Below are 20,427 nucleotides of genomic sequence, written 5' to 3'. Positions count from 1 at the left end.
CACGTCAGGCGGCCGACTCGCCGGGGGTGGCGTAGGTCGCGGCCAGGGCTTCCCAGGCCGCGCGCTGGTCGGCGGTGAGGCGCTGGGGCGCGACGATCTTCACCTCGGCGTACAGGTCACCGGCGGAGCCGCGCGGGTTCGGCAGGCCGCGTCCACGCAGGCGCAGGCGGCGGCCCGACGACGAACCGGCAGGCACCTTCACGTCCACCCGGCCGCCGGGCGTCTCCACGGTCGCGGTCGCGCCGAGCGTCGCCTCCCAGGGCATCACCGGCAGCTCGACGGTCACGTCGCGACCGTGCACCCGGTAGCGCGGGTGCGGCGCGAGGCGCACGAACAGGTACAGGTCGCCGCGCGGCGCGTCGTCGCCGTAGCCGTCTCCGCCCTGGCCGGCCAGCCGGATGCGCTGCCCGTCCACGACGCCGGCCGGGATGTTCACCTCGATCGTCCGCACGCCGGTCGCGGTGCGCATCGTCAGGCTGCGTCGCCCACCGGCGTAGGCGTCCTCCACCGGGAGCTCGATCTCGGCCTCGACGTCCGGCCCCGGCACCGGGCCGGTCGGGCGCCCGCCGAAGAACCCCGAACCGCCACCGAACAACCCACCGAGCAGGTCCTCGAAGTCGGCACCGCCGCCGGAGAAGTACACCCCGGGCCCCGCGCCGCTCCCGAACGGGGCACCGGACGCGCCCGGCTCGAAGTCCTCCGGCACCTTGCGCCAGTCGTCCCCGAACTGCGGCGAGAACTTGTCGTAGCGCGCCCGCAGCCCGGCGTCCGACAGCACCTCGTTCGCCTCGTTCACGCGCTTGAACAGGTCCTCGGCGCCCGGGTCGGAGTTGACGTCCGGGTGGTAGGTACGGGCGAGCTTGCGGTAGGCGCGCTGGATGTCCTCCGCGCTCGCCGACCGCTCGACGCCCAGCACCTCGTAGTAGTCGCTCGTCGTGGTGGCCACCTTCCGCTCCTCGTCGCTCGTCGCTACGTCCAGCGGAGAAGACGCCACCGGCGCCGGTTTCATTCCCCGAAGTTGAGTCGGCCCGACTCAACTCGCGAGCACGAGACCGAGATCGCGTTCATCGGTGTCCGGCGCGACGGCGAGCGGCATCCGGGGACGCGACGGCCGCGCGCGGTCCTGAGCCGCCCCTCCGCCCGGTCGCGGCCGACCGGCGCCTCACACCCCAGGGGCTACCGTGCGGTGGTGACGATGGAAGACGCTCCCGCGCCCGGGCCGATCGCGCGGCGGCCGCGCGGCAGCTACTCCAAGGGCCGCGCGAAGCGCGCCGAGATCCTGTCCGAGGCCGTGCGGGTGTTCGCCGAGTCCGGCTACCGGGGCGGGTCGCTCAAGGAGATCGCCGACCGGGTCGGCCTGAGCCAGGCCGGACTGCTGCACCACTTCACGTCGAAGGAGCAGTTGCTCGCCGAGGTGCTCGCGGAGCGCGACGCCGAGGACGGCGCCCGGATGTTCCCGGCCGGCGAGCCGCTGACCGGCCGCGAGGCACTGGAACGCATGGCCGGGCAGGTGCGCCGCAACACGACCGTGCCCGGCCTGGTGCGGCTGTACGCCGCGCTCTCCGGCGAGGCCGTCGCCGACGGTCACCCCGCGCGCGAGCCGTTCGTCGCGCGCTACCGCGATCTGCGCGCGCTGATGACCAGGGCCGTCGCCGAGGCCCAGGACGCCGGCGAGCTTCCGTCCGACCGCGACCCGGTGATGATCGCCACCGCGCTGATCGCGGTGATGGACGGTCTGCAGACCCAGTGGCTGCTCGAACCGGACGCCGTCGACATGCCCGCGGTCTTCGACACGCTGCTGTCCGCGCTCGGCCTGCACGCGAACACCCGGTAACAGTTACCGAACGCAGCCGCGAGCTATCGCGCTCTTCCGCAGGCCTGACAGTTGAACTACCGCACTCGCGCGGAACCCGACGTTTATCTCCCGCCCCTGGGGTAGAGCCTCGGAGCGCAAGGAGCCGTCAGGTCCCGTGTGAGGCGGTAGTGACTACACACGGTCAAACCGTTCCGGCGACATCGCTCCTCCCGCGCTCATCAGGACTGCCGCCGAAAGGGACGTCGCATGCGTGTGCTCGGAATCAACGCGTTGTTCCACGACCCGTCGGCCTGCCTCGTCGTCGACGGCACGGTGGTGGCCGCCGCCGAGGAGGAGCGCTTCTCCCGCCGCAAGCACGGCAAGCGCCCCGTGCCGTTCTCGGCCTGGGAGCTGCCCGAACAGGCCGCCCGGTGGTGTCTGGCCCAGGCCGGCCTGCGCCCGGGCGACATCGACGTCGTCGGGTACGCCTACGACCCCGCGCTCGCCGAGCCCGCCGAGTCCCTCGGCCTGCACGACCCCTGGGACCACCTGCGTCAGATGTACGCGCGCGAGGCCCCCGGCTTCCTGGCCGAGGCTCTGCCCGGCCTCGACCCGGCGAAAGTCCGGTTCGTCCAGCATCACGTCGCGCACGCCGCCTCGGCCGCGTACGCCGCGCCGAACTCCGCGACCGGCTCGGTGCTGGTGCTCGACGGCCGCGGCGAGGCCACGTCGCACCTGGCGGGCCGGCGCGTCGGCGCGGAGTTGCAGACCCTCGCGTCGCAGCGGCTCCCCCACTCCCTCGGGCTCTTCTACGAGGACCTGACCGCCCACCTGGGTTTTCTCCGCTCGTCCGACGAGTACAAGGTGATGGCGCTGGCCTCCTACGGCTCGCCCCGGATGGCCGCCGAGCTGCGCCGCCGGGTGTACTCCACCGAGGACGGCGGGTTCCGCACCACCGGCGTCGACTGGACCGAGTTCTGCCCGCCGCGCGGCGCCGACGAGGCCTGGAGCTCCGACCACGCCGACGTGGCCGCCTCGGCCCAGCTCGTGCTCGAGGACGTGCTGCTCGACCTGGCCCGCTGGCTGCACGGCCAGACCGGCGACGAGCTGCTCACGATGGCCGGCGGCACCGCGCTGAATTGTGTAGCGAACACCCGGATCGTCCGAGAAGGACCATTCTCGCGCGTGTGGGTGCAGCCGGCCGCCGGGGACGCCGGCACCGCGCTGGGCGCGGCCGTGTACCTCTCCGCGATGCACGGCGCGGAGCCGTCGCCGATGGCCGGCGCCGACCTGGGCCGTGGCTGGTCCGAGGCCGAGCTCGAGGCCTGGCTCAAGACCGCAGGTGTTCCCTACGAGCGGCCCGACGACGTCGCCGACGCGGTGGCGTCCGCGCTGGCCCAGAACCAGATCGTCGCGTGGTTCCAGGGCCGCGCGGAGTTCGGCCCCCGCGCGCTCGGGCACCGCTCGCTGCTGGCCCACCCGGGCCACTCCGGCAACCTCGAGCGCCTCAACGACGTCAAGGGCCGGGAGCAGTTCCGCCCGGTGGCGCCGATGGTGCTGGCCGAGCGCGCGCCCGAGATCTTCACCGGCGGCCCGTTCCCGAGCCCGTACATGCTGTTCGTGCACGACACGAAGCCCGAGTGGCGTGACCGGATCCCGGCGGTCGTGCACGTCGACGGCACCGCGCGGATCCAGACCGTGGACTCCGCGGCCGAGCCCGTCGTCGCGGCGATGCTGCGGGGGTTCGAGCGGCGCACCGGCTTACCGGTCGTCGTCAACACGAGCCTGAACACCGCGGGCCGGCCGATGGTCGACGACCCCCGCGACGCGCTGGAGTGCTTCGGGTCCGCGCCGGTCGACCTGCTCGCGCTCGGTCCGTTCGTCGTGCGCCGGGGGTCGCTGTTCGGCCGCGGGGACGGCCGATGAACTGGTCCGTCGTCATCCCCACCATCGGGCGGCCGAGCCTGGCCGCCTGTCTCGACGGGCTGGCCGGGAGCGTCCGGTCGCCGGTCGAGGTCGTGCTCGTCGACGATCGGCCGCTGAACGAGTGCGGGCCGCTGCCGGTCGAGGTGCCGCCGGGACTCGACGTGCGGGTGGAGTACGGCTGCGGGAACGGGCCCGCGGCCGCGCGGAACGTCGGGTGGCGCTCGGTGACCACACCCTGGGTCGTGTTCCTCGACGACGACGTGGTTCCCGGGCCGGCCTGGGCCTCGTCCCTCGAGACCGACCTGGCCTCCGCCGACGCCACGGTCGGGGCGGTGCCGGGGCGGATCGTGGTGCCGTTGCCGGGTGGGCGGCGGCCGACCGACGCCGAGCGCACCACGGCGGGGCTGGCGGAGTCGAAGTGGATCACCGCCGACATCGCGTACCGGGTGGCGGCGCTGGCGGCCACCGGGGGGTTCGACGAGCGGTTCCGGCGCGCGTTCCGGGAGGACGCCGACCTGGCGCTGCGGGTACTCGACGCCGGGTGGTCGCTCGGGGCCGGGCAGCGGGTCACCACGCACCCGGTGCGCCCGGACGGGCCGCTCGCCTCGGTGCGCGCCCAGGCCGGCAACGCCGACGACGTGCTGATGACCCGGCTGCACGGCCCGACCTGGTGGGACCGCGCCGAGGCCCCGCGCGGCCGCTTCACCCGCCACCTCGTGATCACCGCGGCCGCCGCCACCGCCGTCACGCTCGCCACCGCCGCCGCCCGGCGCCGCCCGGGCCCGTCCGCCGGCGCGCTGCGCCGCACGGGCGCTTACGGCGTGCTGCGCCGAACGTGCGCGCCCGGCGCGTCGAGGGGGCGCGCCGGGCGGGCCGACGGCTGTCGGCGGGTCGCGGCGGTCGCGGCGGCGGTGTGGGCGGCGGGAACCGCGGAGTTCGCGGCCGCCCGGATCGCGCCCGGCCCCCGCACCGGCCGCGAGATCACGACGATGATCGTGACGAGCGTCCTCATCCCGCCCGCAGCCGTGGCCCACCACCTGCGTGGCCGGTGGCGGCACCGCCGAGCCGGGCCCTGGTCGGCTCCGGCGCCGGTGAGCCCACCGCCCGGAGACCGGGTGGAGGTGGCGCGGTGATCGCGGCCGCGGAAGCACCGGCGTTCGCGCCCGGGGCCTGGCTGTACGTGCACCCCGAGCGCACCCGGCCCCGCCCGGACGGCGACGCGCCGCGGCTCGTGCTCTTCGACCGTGACGGCACGCTGACCGTCGACGATCCCCCGTACAACGGCGACCCGGCCTCGGTGCGGCTGCGGCCCTCCGCCCGGGAGGCCCTCGACGTCCTGCGCGCGGAGCACGTCCCCGTCGGCGTCGTCAGCAACCAGTCCGGCGTCGGCCGGGGGCTGCTGACCCGCGCCCAGGTCGAGTCGGTCGCCGACCGCATCGAGCAGCTCCTCGGGCGCTTCGACGCCTGGGTGTTCTGCCCGCACGCCCCGGCCGCCGGCTGCGCCTGCCGGAAACCGGCACCGGGCCTGGTGCTCGCGGCCGCCGACGCGCTCGGCGTCGCCCCGGGAGACACCGCGGTGATCGGCGACATCGGCGCGGACGTCGGGGCGGCCGCCGCCGCCGGAGCGACCGGCGTCCTGGTGCCCACCGCGGTGACCCGCCCGGAGGAGATCGCGGCCGCCCCGCGCGTGGCGCCCGATCTGCTCGCGGCCGTGCACTCGCTCCTCGGCCGGGGCCCCGCATGAGGACGCTCGTGGTGCGGCTGGACAGCGCCGGCGACGTGCTCCTGGCCGGACCGGCGGTGCGCGCCGCCGCCGCGTCCTCGAGCCACGTCACGCTCCTCTGCGGACCGCACGGGGCGGCGGCCGCCCGCCTGCTCCCCGGCGTGGACCAGGTGATCGTCTGGGACGCGCCCTGGGTCGGGCTCGAGCCGCCGCCGGTCCGCCCGGCCGGGATCGAGACGATCGTCGAGACGCTCGCCGTCGAGTACCTCGACCGCGCGCTGATCCTCACCAGCTTCCACCAGAGCCCGCTCCCGACCGCGCTCGTGCTGCGGCTGGCCGGGATCGGCTGGATCGGCGCCGACAGCGTCGACTACCCCGGTTCGCTGCTCGACCTGCGTCACCGGCGCGCGCCGCACCGGCACGAGGCCGACGCCGCGCTCGACCTCGCCGTGGACGCGGGGTACGCGCTACGCGCCGACGACCCCGGCGGCCTGGCCGTGCTGCCGCCGCCGGACGTGCGCGCGCTGGTCGGCGACGAGCCGTACGTCGTGGTGCACCCGGGCGCCGCGGTCCCGGCCAGGGCCCCGAGCCCCGACACCGCGATCGAGATCACCGCCGCGCTGCGCGAACGCCACCGCGTGCTGCTCACCGGCGGCCCCGACGAGACCGCGCTGACCGCCGCGATCGCCCGCCGCACCGGCGCCGAGGACCTCGGCGGCCGCACCGGGCTGCACGGCCTCGCCGGCATCCTGGCCGGCGCCGGCGTGGCCGTGGTCGGCAACACCGGCCCGGCCCACCTGGCCGCCGCGGTCGGCACGCCGGTCGTCTCGCTGTTCGCGCCGGTCGTCCCGGCCGAGCGCTGGGCCCCGTACGGGGTCCCGTCGGTGCTGCTCGGCGACCAGCACGCGCCGTGCGCGGACACCCGCGCCCGGACCTGCCCGGTGCCGGGTCACCCCTGTCTCTCGTCGATTCGCGGTGCGGACGTCCGCGCCGCCGTCGACTCGCTCCTCCGCCGGGTCAAGCAGCGGCCCACCGTCCCTCTGACCAACCGGGAGGTGATCGCGTGAACATCCTGCTCTGGCACGTGCACGGCTCGTGGACCACCGCGTTCGTCCACGGCCCCCATCGATACCTGCTACCGGTCACGCCCGACCGGGGGCCCGACGGCCTCGGCCGGGCGCGCACCTGGGACTGGCCCGCGTCCGCCGTCGAGGTGACGCCGGCGGAACTGCGCGAGGCCGACGTCGACGTGGTGATCCTGCAGCGCCCGCACGAGGCGGCCCTGGCCCGCGAGTGGCTGGGGCGGGACGTCCCCGCCGTCTACCTCGAGCACAACACACCCGGAACGGACGGCGCCGGCACCGGCGGTGTTCCCGGGACCCGTCACCCGATGGCCGACGCCGGCCCGCCGATCGTCCACGTGACGCATTTCAACCGGTTGTTCTGGGACTCCGGGGCGAGCCGGACCGCGGTGATCGAACACGGCGTCCCGGACCCGGGCCACCGCTGGACCGGGACCGTCGAGCGCGCCGCGGTCGTGGTGAACGACCCGGTCCGGCGCGGACGGTGGACCGGCACCGACCTCCTGCCCGCGCTGGCCGGCCCGGTGCCGCTGGACGTGTTCGGCATGCGCGCCGACCGGCTCGACGTGCCGGGTGTCCGCACCTTCGACCTGCCGCAGTCCGCACTGCACGACGCGATGGCCGCGCGCCGCTGCTACCTGCACCCGATCCGGTGGACGTCGCTGGGGCTCTCGCTGCTCGAGGCCATGCACCTCGGAATGCCGGTGGTCGCGCTGGCCACGACCGAGGTCGTCCGGGCCGTCCCGCCGGGGGCCGGGGTGATCTCCACCGACCCGGCCGACCTGGCCGCGGCCGCGCGCCGCTACCTCGACGATCCGGACCTGGCCGCCGCGCACGGTGCCGCCGCCCGGCGGGCCGCGCTCGAGCGGTACGGGCTCACCCGGTTCCTGGACGACTGGGACGCGCTTCTCGGAGAGGTGGCCGCATGAGGATCTCGCTGGTCTCCGAGCACGCCAGCCCGCTCGCGGTGCTCGGCGAGGTGGACGCGGGCGGGCAGAACGTCCACGTGGCCAGCCTGGCGGCCGCGCTCGCCGCGCGAGGGCACGAGGTCACCGTCCACACCCGGCGCGACGACCCCGCGCTCCCGGCGACCGTCCCGTTCGCCGCCGGGGTGACCGTCCACCACGTCGACGCCGGGCCGCCGGCGTCGGTGCCGAAGGACGAGTTGCTGCCGTTCATGACGACGTTCGGTGACGAACTGGCGGCCTACTGGCGGGCCGAACGCCCGGACGTCGTGCACGCGCACTTCTGGATGTCGGGGCTGGCCGCGCTCGGTGGAGCGCGGCACCTCGACGGTCCGGCGGTGCCGGTGCTGCAGACGTTCCACGCGCTGGGCTCGGTCAAGCAGCGCCACCAGGGCGTCGGGGACACCAGCCCGCCGGGGCGCGTCGCCGCCGAGCGGAGGATCGGGCGCAGCGTCCAGCGCATCGTCGCGACCTGCACCGACGAGGTGCGCGAGCTACGCGCGATGGGGGTGCCGACCGACCGGGTCCGGGTGGTGCCCTGCGGGGTCGACGTCGCGCTGTTCACCCCGGACGGGCCGGTGGAGGCGCGGGTCGGCCGCCCGCGGCTGCTCCAGGTGGGCCGGTTGGTGCCCCGCAAGGGCGCGGACGTCGCCCTCCGCGCGCTCCGGTCGATCCCGGACGCGGAGCTGGTGCTGGCCGGTGGGCCGCCGTTCGAGCGGCTGGCCGCCGAGCCCGAGGCCCAGCGGTTGCTGTCGCTCGCCCGGTCGCTGGGCGTGGCCGACCGCCTGGTGCTGCTCGGTGGCGTCGAGCGCGCGCAGATGCCTGCGCTGTTCCGCAGCGCCGACGTGATCGTCTGCCCACCGCGCTACGAGCCGTTCGGCATCGTGCCGCTGGAAGCGATGGCCTGCGCGAGACCGGTCGTGGCCGGCGCGGTCGGGGGACACCTCGACACGGTCGCCGACGGCCGCACCGGGTACCTGGTCGCGCCGGAGGACCCGGCGGCGCTGGCCCGGGCCGTGACCTCGTTGCTGGAGTCGCCGTCGGCCCGGGCCGAGTTCGGGGCGGCCGGGCGGCGCCGGGCCGAGTCCCGCTACGGGTGGGACCGCGTCGCGGCGGCCACCGAAGTCGTCTACCGCGAGGTTCTCCGGCGCCCCCTTCCCCCGTCGACGGTCCGGCGCCTGCGCCCGGCCGCCACTCCCACAGGAGCAGCACGATGACCTCTCAACTCGACCGGCCCCTCTTCACCGGTCTCGACCGCGCGGCCGCGCACTGCGTCGCACTCGAGGAGACGCTCGTCCGGCTGCGCACCACCCAACTGCCGCTGCTGAACGCGTGGGGCGCGACGCTGGCCGACCGGCTGTCGACCGGGGCGCGGCTGCTCGCCGCCGGGAACGGCGGGAGCGCGGCCCAGGCGCAGCACCTCACCGCGGAGCTGGTCGGCCGCTACCAGGACGAGCGCCCGGCCTACTCGGCGATCGCGCTGCACGCCGAGACGTCCAGCCTCACCGCGATCGGCAACGACTACGGCTTCGAGGAGCTGTTCGCGCGCCAGGTCGCGGCGCACGGCCGCCCCGGGGACGTCCTGGTGACGATGTCGACGTCGGGGAGCAGCCGCAACCTGCTCCGGGCCACCGAGGTCGCACGTGAATGCGGGGTCACGGTGTGGGCGATGACCGGGCCGCGCCCCAACCCGCTCGCGGCCGCGGCCGACGCCGCACTGTGCGTGGAGGCCGACCGCACCGCGACCGTCCAGGAGGCGCACCTGGTCGCGCTGCACCTGCTCTGCGCGGCGTTCGACGCGGCGCTGGCCGACCACCGGATGCCGGCATGAGCGCTCCGCTGGTCGTGGTCGGGGACGCGCTGCTCGACCGCGACCTCGACGGGGACGCGACCCGGCTCGCCCCGGACGCGCCCGTGCCGGTGGTGGACCTGACCGACGAGCGGGCCCGGCCCGGTGGGGCCGCGCTGGCCGCGTGCCTCGCGGCCGAGCGGACCGCGCGCGAGGTCGTGCTGGTGACCGCGATCGGTTCCGGCCCGGACGCCGACACGCTGCGCGGGCTGCTGGCCGGGCGGGTCCGGCTCGTGGAGCTCCCGCTGCGCGGCGACCTGCCGGTCAAGACCCGCGTGCGCGCGGGCGGTCGCCCGCTGCTGCGGGTGGACCGGGGCGACGGTGTCCCGCTGCCGCCGTCCGGCGCCGACCTCGACGCGGTGCTGCGCGGTGCCGCCGCGATCCTGGTCGCCGACTACGGCCGCGGCGTCGCCGACGTCCTCCGCCCGAACCTGCGGACGGTCACCCGGCCGGGCTCGGAGCGGGTGGTGCCGGTCGTGTGGGATCCGCATCCCCGCGGCGGGGACCCGGTGCCCGGGGCCCGGCTGGTCACGCCGAACCTCGCCGAGGCCGCCGGCACCGACGCGGCCGGCCTGGCGGCCCGCTGGGGTGCGTCCGACGTGGCCGTGACCATGGGGTCGCGGGGCGCGGTGCTCAGCCGCGGCTCGGCGTCGCCGATGCTGGTGCCGGCGCCGTTCGTCGCGTCCGGCGATCCGTGCGGTGCCGGCGACTGCTTCTCGGCGACCGTCGCGGTCGCGCTGGCCGACGGGGCGCTGCCCGAGGAGGCCGTCAGCAGGGCCGTCGCCGCCGCCTCGGCGTTCGTGGAGTCCGGCGGCGCCGCGGCGTGGCCGGGACCGTCCACCACCGCGGTCCGCCGCACCGAGGGGCTGGACGGCGCGCTGGCGCTCGCCGAGCGGGTGCGGGCCCGGGGTGGCACGGTCGTGGCCACCGGCGGGTGCTTCGACCTGCTGCACGCCGGGCACGTCGGGCTGCTCGAAGCGGCCCGGCGCACCGGCGACTGCCTGATCGTGTGCCTCAACTCCGACGCCTCGGTGACCCGCCTCAAAGGACCGGGCCGCCCGCTCAACACCGCCGCCGACCGCACCCGGGTGCTGACCGGCCTGGTCAGCGTCGACGCGGTGGTGGTGTTCGACGAGGACACTCCCGAGCGGGTGCTCGGACGGCTGCGCCCGGACCGCTGGGTCAAGGGCGGCGACTACACGGTCGACGCGCTGCCCGAGGCCGCGGTCGTGCGCTCCTGGGGCGGCGAGGCCGTCGTGCTACCCTACCTCGACGGCCACTCCACGACCGACCTGGTGCACCGCGCCTCCGTGGGGGCCGTCCGATGAGCACCGTCCTGGTGCTACGCGCGCTGGGGCTCGGGGATCTGCTGACGGCCGTCCCGGCGCTGCGCGGACTGCGCCGGGCCTACCCGGGGCACGAGATCGTGCTCGCGGCGCCCGCGCGGTTCGCCGACGTCGTCGCGGCGACCGGCGTCGTCGACCGGCTGCTGCCGACGGTGGCGCGGGGGCGGGAGGTACCGTCCCGGCTCGACTGGGACGGTACCCCGCCGGACGTGGCGGTGGACCTGCACGGCAACGGCAGGCTGAGCCGCGAGCTGCTGGCCGCGCTGCGCCCGGGCCGGATCCTCAGCTGGGTCGACGGGCCGGCCTGGCGCGACGACGAGCACGAGCGGGTCCGCTGGTGCCGGCTGCTGCGGTGGTACGGGATCGCGTCCGACCCCGACGACGTCCGCCTCGACGTGGTGGGGACGCCCGGACCGGGCGCGGTGCTGATCCACCCCGGTGCCGACGCCGCCGCCCGCCGCTGGCCGGCCGACCGGTTCGCCGCGGTGGCCCGCGCGGTGGCCGCGGCCGGTCTGCCGGTGACGATCACGGCCGGCCGGGGCGAAGGCGCCCTCGCCGGGGCCGTCGCCGAGCGGGCCGGGCTGCCGCCCGGGGCCGTGGTCGGAGGGGACGGGGACGTGCCGTTCGGCGCGCTCGCCGGCCGGGTCGCCGGAGCCCGCGCGGTGGTGGTGGGCGACACCGGGATCGCGCATCTGGCCAGCGCGGTCGCCACCCCGTCGGTCGTGCTGTTCGGGCCGGTCAGCCCCGCGCTCTGGGGACCACCGGCCCACCCGCGGCACCGCGTGCTCTGGCGCGCGGACGACCCGGCGGCACTGCGCCCCGGCGACGCCCACGGCACCACCCCCGACGCCCGCCTGCTCCGCGTCGGCGTACCGGACGTGCTCACCGGGCTCGGGGCACTCGGCATCCCGGTGGACGCCGCGCTGAGCGGGGCCGCGCGGTGACCGCGACCGGCATCGTCCTGATCACCCGCGACCGGCGGGAACGCACGCTGCGCACGCTCGGCGTGCTGACCGCGCTGCCGCAGCGACCCCCGATCGTCGTCGTCGACAACGCGTCGGCCGACGGCACCGCGGACGCCGTGCGGCACCACCACCCGCACGTGCGCGTGGTCCGCGCCCACAAGAACCACGGCGCGCCCGCACGCACGCTCGGCGCCCGCATGCTCGCCACGCCCTACGTCGCGTTCAGCGACGACGACTCCTGGTGGGCGCCGGACGCGCTCACCCGCGCGGAGGAACACTTCGCGCGGAGCCCCCGGCTGGGGCTGATCGCGGCCCGCACGCTGGTGGGGCCGGAGCAGACCGAGGACCCGCTCAACGAGGTGCTCGCCACCTCACCGCTCGGCACCGCGGCCGACCTGCCGGGGCCGTCCGTGCTCGGGTTCCTGGCCTGCGCCAGCGTCGTCCGGCGGAACGCGTTCCTGGCGGCCGGGGGCTACTCGGAGCTGCTGCACTTCGGCGCCGAGGAGACGCTGCTCGCGATCGACCTCGCGGCAGCCGGCTGGGGTGTCGCGTACTGCGCCGACGTCGTCGCGCACCACCACCCCGACCGCGGCGGGCGGCTCGGACGCGAGATCCGGCTGCGCCGCAACACGCTGCTCACCACGTGGCTGCGGCGGCCCTGGCCGGTGGTCGCGGCGGACACCGCGGCGCTGGCCCTGGCCGCACGCACCGATCCGGGGGCGCGGCGGGTGCTCGCCGCCGCGGCACCGAAACTGCTGACCGCCATGGGAAACCGCCGACGCCTTCCGGGCCGCGTCGAACACGACCTGACGCTGCTCTGAGGAGAGAGATCCATGTTCGACGACCGGGTCACCGTCGCGGTGATCACACACAACCGACGCGACGAGCTGCTGCACACGCTCGATCAGCTCGAGGCGCTGCCGGAGCGGCCGCGGGTGATCGTGGTCGACAACGCGTCCACCGACGGCACCGCCGCGGCGGTGCGTCGGCACCACCCCGACGTCCGGCTGCTGGAGCCCGGGCGCAACCTCGGTGCGACCGGCCGGAACCTGGCCGCACGCGAGGTCACGACGCCGTACCTGGCGTTCTGTGACGACGACACGTGGTGGGAGCCGAAGTCGCTGGCCGGGGCCGCGGACCTGCTCGACGCGAGCCCGATGGTCACGGCGGTCACCGCCCGGATCCTCGTCCACGAGGCCGGGCGGGAGCCGTTCGAGGATCCGATCGTGGCCGAGCTGCGCGATTCGCCGGTGCCGCGGCCGGAGTGGCTCCCGGGCCCTGCGCTCGGGTCGTTCCTGGCCGGGGCGACGGTCGTGCGGCTCGAACCGTTCCGGGCCGCCGGTGGGTTCTCGCCGCGGCTGTGGCTCGGCGGCGAGGAGGAACTGCTGGCCGTGGACCTGGCCGCGGACGGCTGGTGGCTGGTGTACGCGGAGGAGCTGACGATCCACCACCGGCCCTCGCCCGCGCGCGACGCGACGCTGCGCCGGCGGCACGGGATCCGCAACACGCTCTGGTTCACCTGGCTGCGTCGGCCGCTGGGCCCGGCCGTACGGCGCACCGCGTTCCTGGCGACGAGCGTGCCGCGCGACCGGACGTCGCTGCTGGCGTTCGCGGAGGCCGCGGCCGGGGTGCCGTGGGTGCTGCGTGAACGGCGCCCGGCTCCGGAGTGGGTGGAGCGGGGGCTCCGTGCGCTGGAAGCGCCGCAGCGTGCGTCGGGAGCCCGGTCCTATGTCGGCTAGGGTGCTGGTCGCCGGGTGGTACAGCTTCCTGCACGGGGAGGCGACGGCCGGGGACGTGCTGGCCGGCGAGGCCGTCACCGCCGCGCTCGACACGCTCGGCCGGGAGTACGACGTGGTCTGGTCGCCGGGGTTCCGGCCCGGCGCGCTCCACGTCGAGGACGTCGACCCCGCCCGCTACGACACGGTCGTGTTCGCCTGCGGGCCGTTGCACAGCAACCCGCCCGCCCCACTTCTCGACCTGCACGAACGCTTCGCCCACTGCCGCCGGATCGCGGTCGGGGTCTCGGTGCCGGACCCGTCCGACCCGGCCGTGACCGGCTTCCACGTCGTGCTCGCCCGGGACGCGGCCGGGCACGAGCCGGCGGCCGACCTCGCGTTGGCCGCCCCCGAGCCGGGCGCAGTACCCGTGGTCGGTGTGATCCTCACCGACGGTCAGCACGAGTACGGCGTCCGGCGGCGGCACGAGAGCGTCAGCGCGGCGCTCACCGGCTGGCTGCACGGCCTCGACGTGGCCCGCCTTCCCCTCGACACCCGGCTCGACACCCGCGACTGGCGCCTGGCGGCCACCCCCGGCCAGCTGCGCGCGGTGCTCGACCGGCTCGACGTCATCGTCACGACCCGCCTGCACGGCCTCGTACTCGGTCTGCAGGCGGGCGTACCGGTGCTGGCCGTGGACCCGGTCGCCGGGGGCGCGAAGGTGACCGCGCAGGCCCGGGCCCTGGGCTGGCCGGCGATCCTGCCCGCCGACGACCTGAGCCGCCGCGACGAGTGGTGGCGCTGGTGCCTGTCACCCGCCGCGCGTCACTGGGCCGCCCCGGCGAACACGCTGGTGACGAGGTTGATCGAGGTACTGCCGGGGGTAGCCCCCCGGACATGACACGGGTGCTCGCGATCACCGCAGGCTCGCACAGCGTCGGCATCGCGCTGTTCGACGGCGACGAGGAACTCGCTGCGGAAACCCTCGACGTGGATCCCGGCACGGCCGGGGACGCGCTGCGCGCGTTCCTCGGCACGCTCCCGGCGCCGCCGGACGTCGTCGGCCACCGGCTGGTGCACGGCGGTGGGCTGGTCGCGGTGCCCACGCTCGTCGACGACGCGCTGGCCGACGCGTTGAGCGAGGTGGCCGACCTCGCGCCGCAGCACGACCCGCCCGCGCTGGCCCTGCTCGCCGCGGCGCGGCGCGAGTTGCCCGGCGCGGCGCACTACGTGTGCCCCGACACCCGGTTCCACGCCGGCCTGCCGCCGGCCGCGGCGCTGCTGCCGCTCCCACGGGAGTGGCGGGAGCGGTGGGGGCTGCACCGCTACGGGTTCCACGGGCTCTCGTACGCGTGGGCGTCCCGGCGCGCGGCCGAGATCCTCGACCGGCCCGCCCCCAACCTGGTGATCGCGCACCTGGGCGGCGGCGGGTCGGTGTGCGCGGTCGCCGGCGGGCGCAGCGTCGACACGACGATGGGGATGACCCCGCTGGACGGCATCCCGATGACGAAGCGGTCCGGGGCCGTCGACCCCGGGCTGCTGCTGTGGTTGCTCGACGGTCGGCTGACGCGGACCGAGCTCGCCGACGGGCTGCAGCAGGAGTCGGGGTTGCTGGGGATGTCGGACGGGCTCTCCGCCGACACCCGGGAGCTGGTGGCGTCGCCCGATCCGGCCGCGGCCGCCGCGCTCGACGCCTACGCGCACGCGGTGCGCCGGGCGGTCGGGGCGATGGCGGTGTCGCTGCCGCAGCTGGACGCGCTCGTGTTCACCGGCGAGATCGGCTGGGACCAGCCCGAGGTCCGCGCGGCGGTCTGCGCCGGGCTGGCGATCCTGGGCATTCAGCCGGTACCGGCCGAGCCGGTGACGAGCGACGGCGTGATCTCCCGCGAGGGCGTTCCGGTGCTGGTCGTCGAGACCGATGAGGAACGCCAGATCGCGCGGGAGGTCGAGGCCGCGGACCGGGGTCATTCCGCACGGGAATGACCCCGGTGCGGGTGCTACGCGGGCGGCACCTCGGAGGCCATCACGGCGTCGGCGCGGTCCCACGCGCGGTGCAGGCCGAGCGCGGTCACCAGACCCGCGACGAACTCCTTGTCCGGGGCGTCGCCGAGCAGCACCCCGGGTCCCGGCGCGATGCCCGCTCCGGCGAGCACCTTCGCGCCGTCGCCCCAGGCGCCGATCGCCTTGGCGTGCCGGAACGCCTCGAGCAGCAGGATCCGGGCCTTGATGTCCCCCGCGTCGGGCGTCTCGGCCACCCCGGAGGCCACCACGACCGCGTCGAACTCGATCGAGCGGGCGGTGAGGAACGTCCGCTCGACGATCTCCTTACCGAGGTTGCCGCCGTGCGGCGCGATCACCCGCACCACCGCGCCGGCGCCCTCGATGGCCTTGCGCAGCGTGCCGATGCCGTCGAGGTCGGCGCCCGGACCGGCCACCACGCCGACGATCCGGCCGGTGATCGGGCCCGGCTCGGCCGGGATCTGCGACAGGGTCGGCGACAGCGGCCCGTGCGCCACCGGCTCGCCGGCCGGTGCGGGAAGCCCGAGCCCGGCCGCGACCGCCTCGCACAGCCCGGTGTCGATCTTCGCGAGCACTTCGAGCTCACGTTCCTTGATCGCCTGCTCGTAGCACTTGCCCAGCTCGAACGTGAACGCCTCGATGATGTGCACCTGCTCGACCGGCGTCAGCGAGTGGTAGAACATCGCCGGCTGGCTGAAGTGGTCGTCGAACGACGCCGGGTTCTCGCGGACGGCCTGGCCGGAGATCGTCCGCGGGATCTCGACGTACCCCTCCTCGCTGGTGAACGGCCCGCCGCCGTCGATCGAGTTCGGCAGGTACGGCGCCAGGCCCCGGTGCACCGCGGTCTGGTGCATCCCGTCACGCAGGTTGTCGTTGACCGGCACGTGCGGCCGGTTGATCGGCAGCTGCGAGAAGTTCGGGCCGCCCAGCCGGGTGAGCTGGGTGTCCACGTAGGAGAACAGCCGGCCCTGCAGCAGCGGGTCGTTCGTGACGTGGATGCCCGGCACGAGGTTGCCGAGGTGGAACGCCACCTGCTCGGTCTCGGCGAAGTAGTTCGTGGGGTTGCGGTCGAGCGTCAGCTTGCCGACGAGCTGCACCGGGGCGAGTTCCTCCGGCACGATCTTCGTCGGGTCGAGCAGGTCGATCCCCTCGAAGGTCTCGTCCTCGGTGTCGGGGAACAGCTGCAGGCCCAGCTCGTACTCGAGGAACGCGCCGTTCTCGATCGAGTCGGCCATGTCCCGGCGGTGGAAGTCCGGGTCGACCCCGGCGGCGATCTGCGCCTCCTCCCAGACCAGCGAGTGCACGCCCGCGACCGGCTTCCAGTGGAACTTCGCGAGCACCGTCTCGCCCTCGGCGTTCTCCAGGCGGAACGTGTGGACGCCGAAGCCCTCCATCGTCCGGTACGACCGCGGGATGCCGCGGTCGGACATGTTCCAGAAGACGTGGTGGGTGGCCTCGGTGTGCAGCGACACGAAGTCCCAGAACGTGTCGTGCGCCGACTGGGCCTGCGGGATCTCGCGGTCCGGGTGCGGCTTGCCGGCGTGGATGACGTCCGGGAACTTGATCGCGTCCTGGATGAAGAACACCGGGATGTTGTTGCCGACGAGGTCGAAGTTCCCCTCGTCGGTGTAGAACTTCACCGCGAACCCCCGGGTGTCGCGCACCGTGTCCGCGGACCCGCGGGAGCCCAGCACGGTGGAGAACCGCACGAAGACGTCGGTCTCTTTGCCCTTGTCGGCGAGGAAACCCGCCTTGGTCGCCGACGCGGCGTTGCCGTACGACACGAACGTGCCGTGCGCGGCGGCGCCCCGGGCGTGCACGACCCGCTCGGGGATGCGCTCGTGGTCGAAGTGCGTGATCTTCTCGCGCAGGTGGTGGTCCTCGAGCAGGGACGGACCCCGCCGGCCGGCCTTGAGCGAGTGGTCGGTGTCCGAGAGCCGCAACCCCTGTGCGGTCGTGAGATGGTCGCCGGCCTGAGCGCGGGGGTCCCCGCCGAGCAGCCCCTCGCGTTCGGTCCGTCCGGTGGGGCTGACCGTTTTCGGTGCACCCTGGTCGGGGTGTCGTTCGGCAGGCATCCGTTGGTTCTCCTCAGCGTCACGGGTGGGCTGACGCGGCCGGATGCCCGGAACGATCCCCTTCAAACGACCAGATTTTGAACGTGTCAAGCGCCGGTCGGTGGGCATCCGAGCGGCATGGTGAGCATCGGATATTTCCTGTCGTGCGAGGAGTTCGGGCCGCGCGAACTGATCGACCAGGCTCGCAAGGCCGAGCAGGCCGGTTTCACCCGGCTCTGGATCTCCGACCACTTCCATCCGTGGAACGGCGAGCAGGGCAACAGCCCGTTCGTCTGGTCGGTGATCGGGGCACTGTCCGAGGCCGTCTCGCTGCCGGTGACCACGGCCGTCACCTGCCCCACGGTCCGGATCCACCCGGCGATCATCGCCCAGGCCGCGGCGACCGCCGCCGTGCAGCTGGAGGGCCGGTTCGTGCTCGGCGTCGGTTCGGGCGAGGCCCTCAACGAACACATCCTGGGCGACGCCTGGCCGCCGGCCGGGGTCCGCCAGGACATGCTCGAGGAGGCGATCGCGCTCATCCGGGAGCTGCACACCGGCTCGATCGTCACCCACCACGGCGAGCACTACGTCGTGGAGAACGCGCGGATCTACACGCTGCCGTCGGAGCCGGTACCGATCTACGTCTCGGCGTTCGGCCCGCAGGCGGCCGAGCTGGCTGCCGCGGTGGGTGACGGGTTCTGCACGACCCAGCCGGACGCGTCGCTGGTGAAGACGTACCGCGACGCCGGCGGGAAGGGCCCGGCCCAGGGCGGGATGAAGGTCTGTTACGCCCCCGACCGCGCCTCGGCGGTGAAGACCGTGCACCGGTTGTGGCCCAACGAGCAGCTGCCCGGCCAGCTCGCGCAGGAACTGGCGACGCCGCTGCTGTTCGAGCAGGCCTCGGAGCTGATCACCGAGGAGCTGATCGACTCCGCGCCGCTGCCGCTCGGCCCGGACCTCGACGACCACGCGAAGTCGGTGCAGGAGTACGTCGACGCGGGCTTCGACGAGGTCTACGTCCAGCAGATCGGGCCGGACCAGGACGCGTTCTTCGCCGCCTGGCAGAAGGACGTCCTACCCCGCTTCGCCTGAGAAGCGGGCGTAGATCGTCATGACCTTGCGCAGCCCCCGGCGTTCGTAGAACCGTTCCGCGCCGACGTTGCCCTCGACGACGTCGAGCATCAGGTCGTGGACGCCGCGGGCCTCGAGTTCGGCGTCGACGCGGTCGGCGAGCGCGGTGCCGAGGCCGGTGCCGCGCCAGCCGGGCGCGATCGAGAGCGACTGCAGGTGGGCGATCCGGTCGCCGCTGACCCAGGTGTCCTCCGGTCCCTCGACGATCTCGACCAGCGCGTACCCGACCGGGACGACGCCGGAGTAGGCCACCAGCACGAACGAGCCGGGCCGGGCGAGCCACTCCCGGTACTCGTCGCTCCGGACCGCCCACGACGCGTCCGGCGAGTGGTACGCGAGGTCCGGCAGACCCTTCTGGTGATGGGCGTGCAGCGCCTTCCAGAGGTGCTCGACGTCGGGGACGAGTTCAGCCCCGCCGAGCCGGATTGTCGGTTCCACCGCCGAAGTATGTCCCGGGAGGCACCCCGACCGTGCGGTGAAATGCGGCGACGAACGCGCTCGCCGACCCGTAGCCGGCGCGGCGGGCGGCGGCCGCCACCGGGTGGCCGGTGGCCAGCACCGGCATCGCGGCACGCAGGCGCGCGTGGGTGCGCCAGCGGCCGAACGACAGGCCGGTCTCGGCCAGGAACACCCGGCGCAGCGTGCGTGCGCTGGCGCCGGCCTCGCGGCCCCACTCGGCCAGCGTCCGGCCGTCGGCCGGGTTCGCGAGGAGGGCCGCGGCGACCCGGGCCGCCCGGACGTCGGACGGCATCGGGAGCGGGATCGTGACCGCCTCCAGCGGGCGCAGCAGGTCGAAGACCACCGCCTCGGCGCGGACCCGCTCGCCGGGGCCCAGCCCGAAGTCGGCGAGGTGGTCGATGAGCGCGGCCAGCAGCGGCGTCACCGCGACGACCGTCGGCTCCGGCCAGCCGATCGGGCACCGCTCGGGCAGGAAGTACGGGCTCCGGTTCCAGGACGGGTCGATCGCGCCGGTCGCGTGCTCCACCCCGGCCGGGATCCAGAGCGCGAGCGTGCGCGGCAGGAACCAGGTCGACTCGTCGATCCGGACGCTGCCGACGCCCTTCCGCGACCAGACGAGCTGGTGCACGGTGTGCCGGTGCGGCGGGAACCACTGACCACCGGCCAGTTCGACGTCCCCCACGACGACAGCGCCACCGTGGCCGTAGCGCGACATGAGTTGGCAAGGTAGCGCATCGCGGCCCCGCCCGGCCTCGGCCTAGCGTCCCGATCATGCCGATGAACTGGTTCCATCGCAGGCTGTGCAGCTCCGACACGTGGTTCGCCAAGGTCGAGGAGACGCTGCTCCCGTGGGCGCTGAAAGGTGTCGACCTCGGGGCGGACGTGCTGGAGATCGGCCCGGGGTTCGGGGCGACTACCCGGGTGCTGGCCCGGTCGGTGCCGCGGCTGACCGCGGTGGAGGTCGACCCGGCCTCGGCCGCGCGGCTGCGTACCGCCGTTCCCGGCGTCCGGGTCGTCACCGCGGACGCCACCGCGCTGGACTTCCCGGACGACTCGTTCGACGCGGTCGTCTGCTTCACGATGCTGCACCACGTGCCGTCGCCGGCCGCGCAGGACCGGCTGTTCGCGTCGGCGCACCGGGTGCTGCGGCCGGGCGGGGTCTTCGCCGGGTCGGACAGCCGCACCAGCGCCAGGTTCCGGTTCCTGCACGTATTCGACACGATGGTCGTCGTCGACCCGGATGTCCTTCCGGAACGGCTGCGGACCGCGGGGTTCAGCGACCCGCTCGTGACGACGGTCCCGGGCTCGTTCAAATTCCGGGCCCGGAAAAGTTAACGACGACTCTCGACAGAGGGGTGTGGGCCGCGTCACGATGCCTGAGCCACTTCCTCCGAGCGC

The 20,427-nt window shown here is 75.0% G+C and carries 20 protein-coding genes; 16 read left to right on the top strand and 4 right to left on the bottom strand.

Annotated features, from left to right (window positions below):
- Positions 1-4: 4 nt before the first annotated feature.
- Complete coding sequence (locus CRYAR_RS13995; protein ID WP_035862270.1) at positions 5-946, bottom strand: DnaJ C-terminal domain-containing protein; 942 nt, start codon at positions 944-946, stop codon at positions 5-7.
- Positions 947-1,195: 249 nt separating this feature from the next.
- Here CRYAR_RS13995 and CRYAR_RS13990 point away from each other — a divergent pair, with 249 nt between their 5' ends.
- The 14 genes from CRYAR_RS13990 to CRYAR_RS13925 all read left to right on the top strand — a co-directional run bounded on the left by CRYAR_RS13990 (position 1,196) and on the right by CRYAR_RS13925 (position 15,349).
- The gene (locus CRYAR_RS13990) at positions 1,196-1,834 is read left to right on the top strand and encodes a TetR/AcrR family transcriptional regulator (protein ID WP_051572049.1); all 639 of its coding nucleotides are present in this window, start codon (positions 1,196-1,198) and stop codon (positions 1,832-1,834) included.
- Positions 1,835-2,062: 228 nt separating this feature from the next.
- Entirely contained in the window at positions 2,063-3,721 is a 1,659-nt protein-coding gene (locus CRYAR_RS13985) for a carbamoyltransferase family protein (protein ID WP_035851147.1), read from the top strand.
- Positions 3,718-4,854: a glycosyltransferase family 2 protein gene (locus CRYAR_RS13980; RefSeq protein WP_051570169.1), complete on the top strand. Its 1,137-nt coding sequence runs from the start codon at positions 3,718-3,720 to the stop codon at positions 4,852-4,854. Before CRYAR_RS13985 ends, CRYAR_RS13980 begins: the two co-directional genes overlap by 4 nt.
- On the top strand, positions 4,851-5,465 hold the full coding sequence (locus CRYAR_RS13975; protein ID WP_211247439.1) for a D-glycero-alpha-D-manno-heptose-1,7-bisphosphate 7-phosphatase: 615 nt from the start codon (positions 4,851-4,853) through the stop codon (positions 5,463-5,465). Before CRYAR_RS13980 ends, CRYAR_RS13975 begins: the two co-directional genes overlap by 4 nt.
- Positions 5,462-6,511 (top strand): glycosyltransferase family 9 protein, encoded by a 1,050-nt coding sequence (locus tag CRYAR_RS13970; protein ID WP_051570167.1) that lies wholly within the window; start codon positions 5,462-5,464, stop codon positions 6,509-6,511. The genes CRYAR_RS13975 and CRYAR_RS13970 overlap by 4 nt, the downstream gene beginning before the upstream one ends.
- The gene (locus CRYAR_RS13965; protein ID WP_035851145.1) at positions 6,508-7,455 is read left to right on the top strand and encodes a glycosyltransferase; all 948 of its coding nucleotides are present in this window, start codon (positions 6,508-6,510) and stop codon (positions 7,453-7,455) included. The genes CRYAR_RS13970 and CRYAR_RS13965 overlap by 4 nt, the downstream gene beginning before the upstream one ends.
- On the top strand, positions 7,452-8,708 hold the full coding sequence (locus CRYAR_RS13960; RefSeq protein ID WP_051570165.1) for a glycosyltransferase: 1,257 nt from the start codon (positions 7,452-7,454) through the stop codon (positions 8,706-8,708). The genes CRYAR_RS13965 and CRYAR_RS13960 overlap by 4 nt, the downstream gene beginning before the upstream one ends.
- Positions 8,705-9,322, top strand: coding sequence for a D-sedoheptulose-7-phosphate isomerase (locus tag CRYAR_RS13955; protein ID WP_051570164.1), 618 nt, complete (start codon positions 8,705-8,707; stop codon positions 9,320-9,322). Before CRYAR_RS13960 ends, CRYAR_RS13955 begins: the two co-directional genes overlap by 4 nt.
- A complete protein-coding gene (gene rfaE2, locus CRYAR_RS13950) occupies positions 9,319-10,668 on the top strand; it encodes a D-glycero-beta-D-manno-heptose 1-phosphate adenylyltransferase (protein ID WP_035851144.1) in 1,350 nt (449 codons plus the stop codon). Before CRYAR_RS13955 ends, rfaE2 begins: the two co-directional genes overlap by 4 nt.
- Positions 10,665-11,630 (top strand): glycosyltransferase family 9 protein, encoded by a 966-nt coding sequence (locus CRYAR_RS13945; RefSeq protein ID WP_051570162.1) that lies wholly within the window; start codon positions 10,665-10,667, stop codon positions 11,628-11,630. Before rfaE2 ends, CRYAR_RS13945 begins: the two co-directional genes overlap by 4 nt.
- Positions 11,627-12,472, top strand: a complete 846-nt coding sequence (locus tag CRYAR_RS13940; protein WP_035851143.1) for a glycosyltransferase family 2 protein — start codon at positions 11,627-11,629, stop codon at positions 12,470-12,472. The genes CRYAR_RS13945 and CRYAR_RS13940 overlap by 4 nt, the downstream gene beginning before the upstream one ends.
- A 12-nt stretch (positions 12,473-12,484) precedes the next feature.
- Entirely contained in the window at positions 12,485-13,390 is a 906-nt protein-coding gene (locus tag CRYAR_RS13935) for a glycosyltransferase family 2 protein (protein ID WP_035851141.1), read from the top strand.
- Complete coding sequence (locus tag CRYAR_RS13930; protein ID WP_084700455.1) at positions 13,380-14,267, top strand: polysaccharide pyruvyl transferase family protein; 888 nt, start codon at positions 13,380-13,382, stop codon at positions 14,265-14,267. Before CRYAR_RS13935 ends, CRYAR_RS13930 begins: the two co-directional genes overlap by 11 nt.
- Positions 14,264-15,349 (top strand): acetate/propionate family kinase, encoded by a 1,086-nt coding sequence (locus tag CRYAR_RS13925; protein ID WP_035851140.1) that lies wholly within the window; start codon positions 14,264-14,266, stop codon positions 15,347-15,349. The genes CRYAR_RS13930 and CRYAR_RS13925 overlap by 4 nt, the downstream gene beginning before the upstream one ends.
- 14 nt (positions 15,350-15,363) lie before the next feature.
- Here the strand turns inward: CRYAR_RS13925 and CRYAR_RS13920 are convergent, their stop codons facing one another.
- On the bottom strand, positions 15,364-17,460 hold the full coding sequence (locus tag CRYAR_RS13920) for a catalase (protein ID WP_035862241.1): 2,097 nt from the start codon (positions 17,458-17,460) through the stop codon (positions 15,364-15,366).
- 117 nt (positions 17,461-17,577) lie between these two features.
- Here CRYAR_RS13920 and CRYAR_RS13915 point away from each other — a divergent pair, with 117 nt between their 5' ends.
- The gene (locus CRYAR_RS13915; protein ID WP_035851139.1) at positions 17,578-18,531 is read left to right on the top strand and encodes a TIGR03557 family F420-dependent LLM class oxidoreductase; all 954 of its coding nucleotides are present in this window, start codon (positions 17,578-17,580) and stop codon (positions 18,529-18,531) included.
- Here the strand turns inward: CRYAR_RS13915 and CRYAR_RS13910 are convergent.
- Positions 18,514-19,008, bottom strand: coding sequence for a GNAT family N-acetyltransferase (locus CRYAR_RS13910; protein ID WP_051570157.1), 495 nt, complete (start codon positions 19,006-19,008; stop codon positions 18,514-18,516). The two genes, CRYAR_RS13915 and CRYAR_RS13910, sit on opposite strands and share 18 nt — an antisense overlap.
- Positions 18,977-19,744 carry an AraC family transcriptional regulator gene (locus CRYAR_RS13905; RefSeq protein WP_035851138.1) on the bottom strand — a complete coding sequence of 256 codons (768 nt, stop codon included), beginning with the start codon at positions 19,742-19,744 and terminating at the stop codon, positions 18,977-18,979. The genes CRYAR_RS13910 and CRYAR_RS13905 overlap by 32 nt, the downstream gene beginning before the upstream one ends.
- 56 nt (positions 19,745-19,800) lie before the next feature.
- On the opposite strand from CRYAR_RS13905, the gene CRYAR_RS13900 reads away from it, so the two are divergent.
- Positions 19,801-20,364: a class I SAM-dependent methyltransferase gene (locus tag CRYAR_RS13900; protein WP_035851137.1), complete on the top strand. Its 564-nt coding sequence runs from the start codon at positions 19,801-19,803 to the stop codon at positions 20,362-20,364.
- The last annotated feature ends 63 nt before the right edge of the window (positions 20,365-20,427 follow it).

The organism is Cryptosporangium arvum DSM 44712 (assembly GCF_000585375.1).
Taxonomy (GTDB): Bacteria; Actinomycetota; Actinomycetes; order Mycobacteriales; family Cryptosporangiaceae; genus Cryptosporangium; species Cryptosporangium arvum.
This window is presented reverse-complemented; position numbering and strand designations above follow the sequence as displayed.

Coding starts and splice junctions, on each gene's coding strand:
- CRYAR_RS13990 (WP_051572049.1), top strand. CDS start 1,196: ATGGAAGACGCTCCCGCGCCCGGGCCGATCGCGCGGCGGCCGCGCGGC.
- CRYAR_RS13985 (WP_035851147.1), top strand. CDS start 2,063: ATGCGTGTGCTCGGAATCAACGCGTTGTTCCACGACCCGTCGGCCTGC.
- CRYAR_RS13980 (WP_051570169.1), top strand. CDS start 3,718: ATGAACTGGTCCGTCGTCATCCCCACCATCGGGCGGCCGAGCCTGGCC.
- CRYAR_RS13970 (WP_051570167.1), top strand. CDS start 5,462: ATGAGGACGCTCGTGGTGCGGCTGGACAGCGCCGGCGACGTGCTCCTG.
- CRYAR_RS13960 (WP_051570165.1), top strand. CDS start 7,452: ATGAGGATCTCGCTGGTCTCCGAGCACGCCAGCCCGCTCGCGGTGCTC.
- CRYAR_RS13955 (WP_051570164.1), top strand. CDS start 8,705: ATGACCTCTCAACTCGACCGGCCCCTCTTCACCGGTCTCGACCGCGCG.
- rfaE2 (WP_035851144.1), top strand. CDS start 9,319: ATGAGCGCTCCGCTGGTCGTGGTCGGGGACGCGCTGCTCGACCGCGAC.
- CRYAR_RS13945 (WP_051570162.1), top strand. CDS start 10,665: ATGAGCACCGTCCTGGTGCTACGCGCGCTGGGGCTCGGGGATCTGCTG.
- CRYAR_RS13935 (WP_035851141.1), top strand. CDS start 12,485: ATGTTCGACGACCGGGTCACCGTCGCGGTGATCACACACAACCGACGC.
- CRYAR_RS13930 (WP_084700455.1), top strand. CDS start 13,380: ATGTCGGCTAGGGTGCTGGTCGCCGGGTGGTACAGCTTCCTGCACGGG.
- CRYAR_RS13925 (WP_035851140.1), top strand. CDS start 14,264: ATGACACGGGTGCTCGCGATCACCGCAGGCTCGCACAGCGTCGGCATC.
- CRYAR_RS13920 (WP_035862241.1), bottom strand. CDS start 17,460: ATGCCTGCCGAACGACACCCCGACCAGGGTGCACCGAAAACGGTCAGC.
- CRYAR_RS13915 (WP_035851139.1), top strand. CDS start 17,578: ATGGTGAGCATCGGATATTTCCTGTCGTGCGAGGAGTTCGGGCCGCGC.
- CRYAR_RS13905 (WP_035851138.1), bottom strand. CDS start 19,744: ATGTCGCGCTACGGCCACGGTGGCGCTGTCGTCGTGGGGGACGTCGAA.
- CRYAR_RS13900 (WP_035851137.1), top strand. CDS start 19,801: ATGCCGATGAACTGGTTCCATCGCAGGCTGTGCAGCTCCGACACGTGG.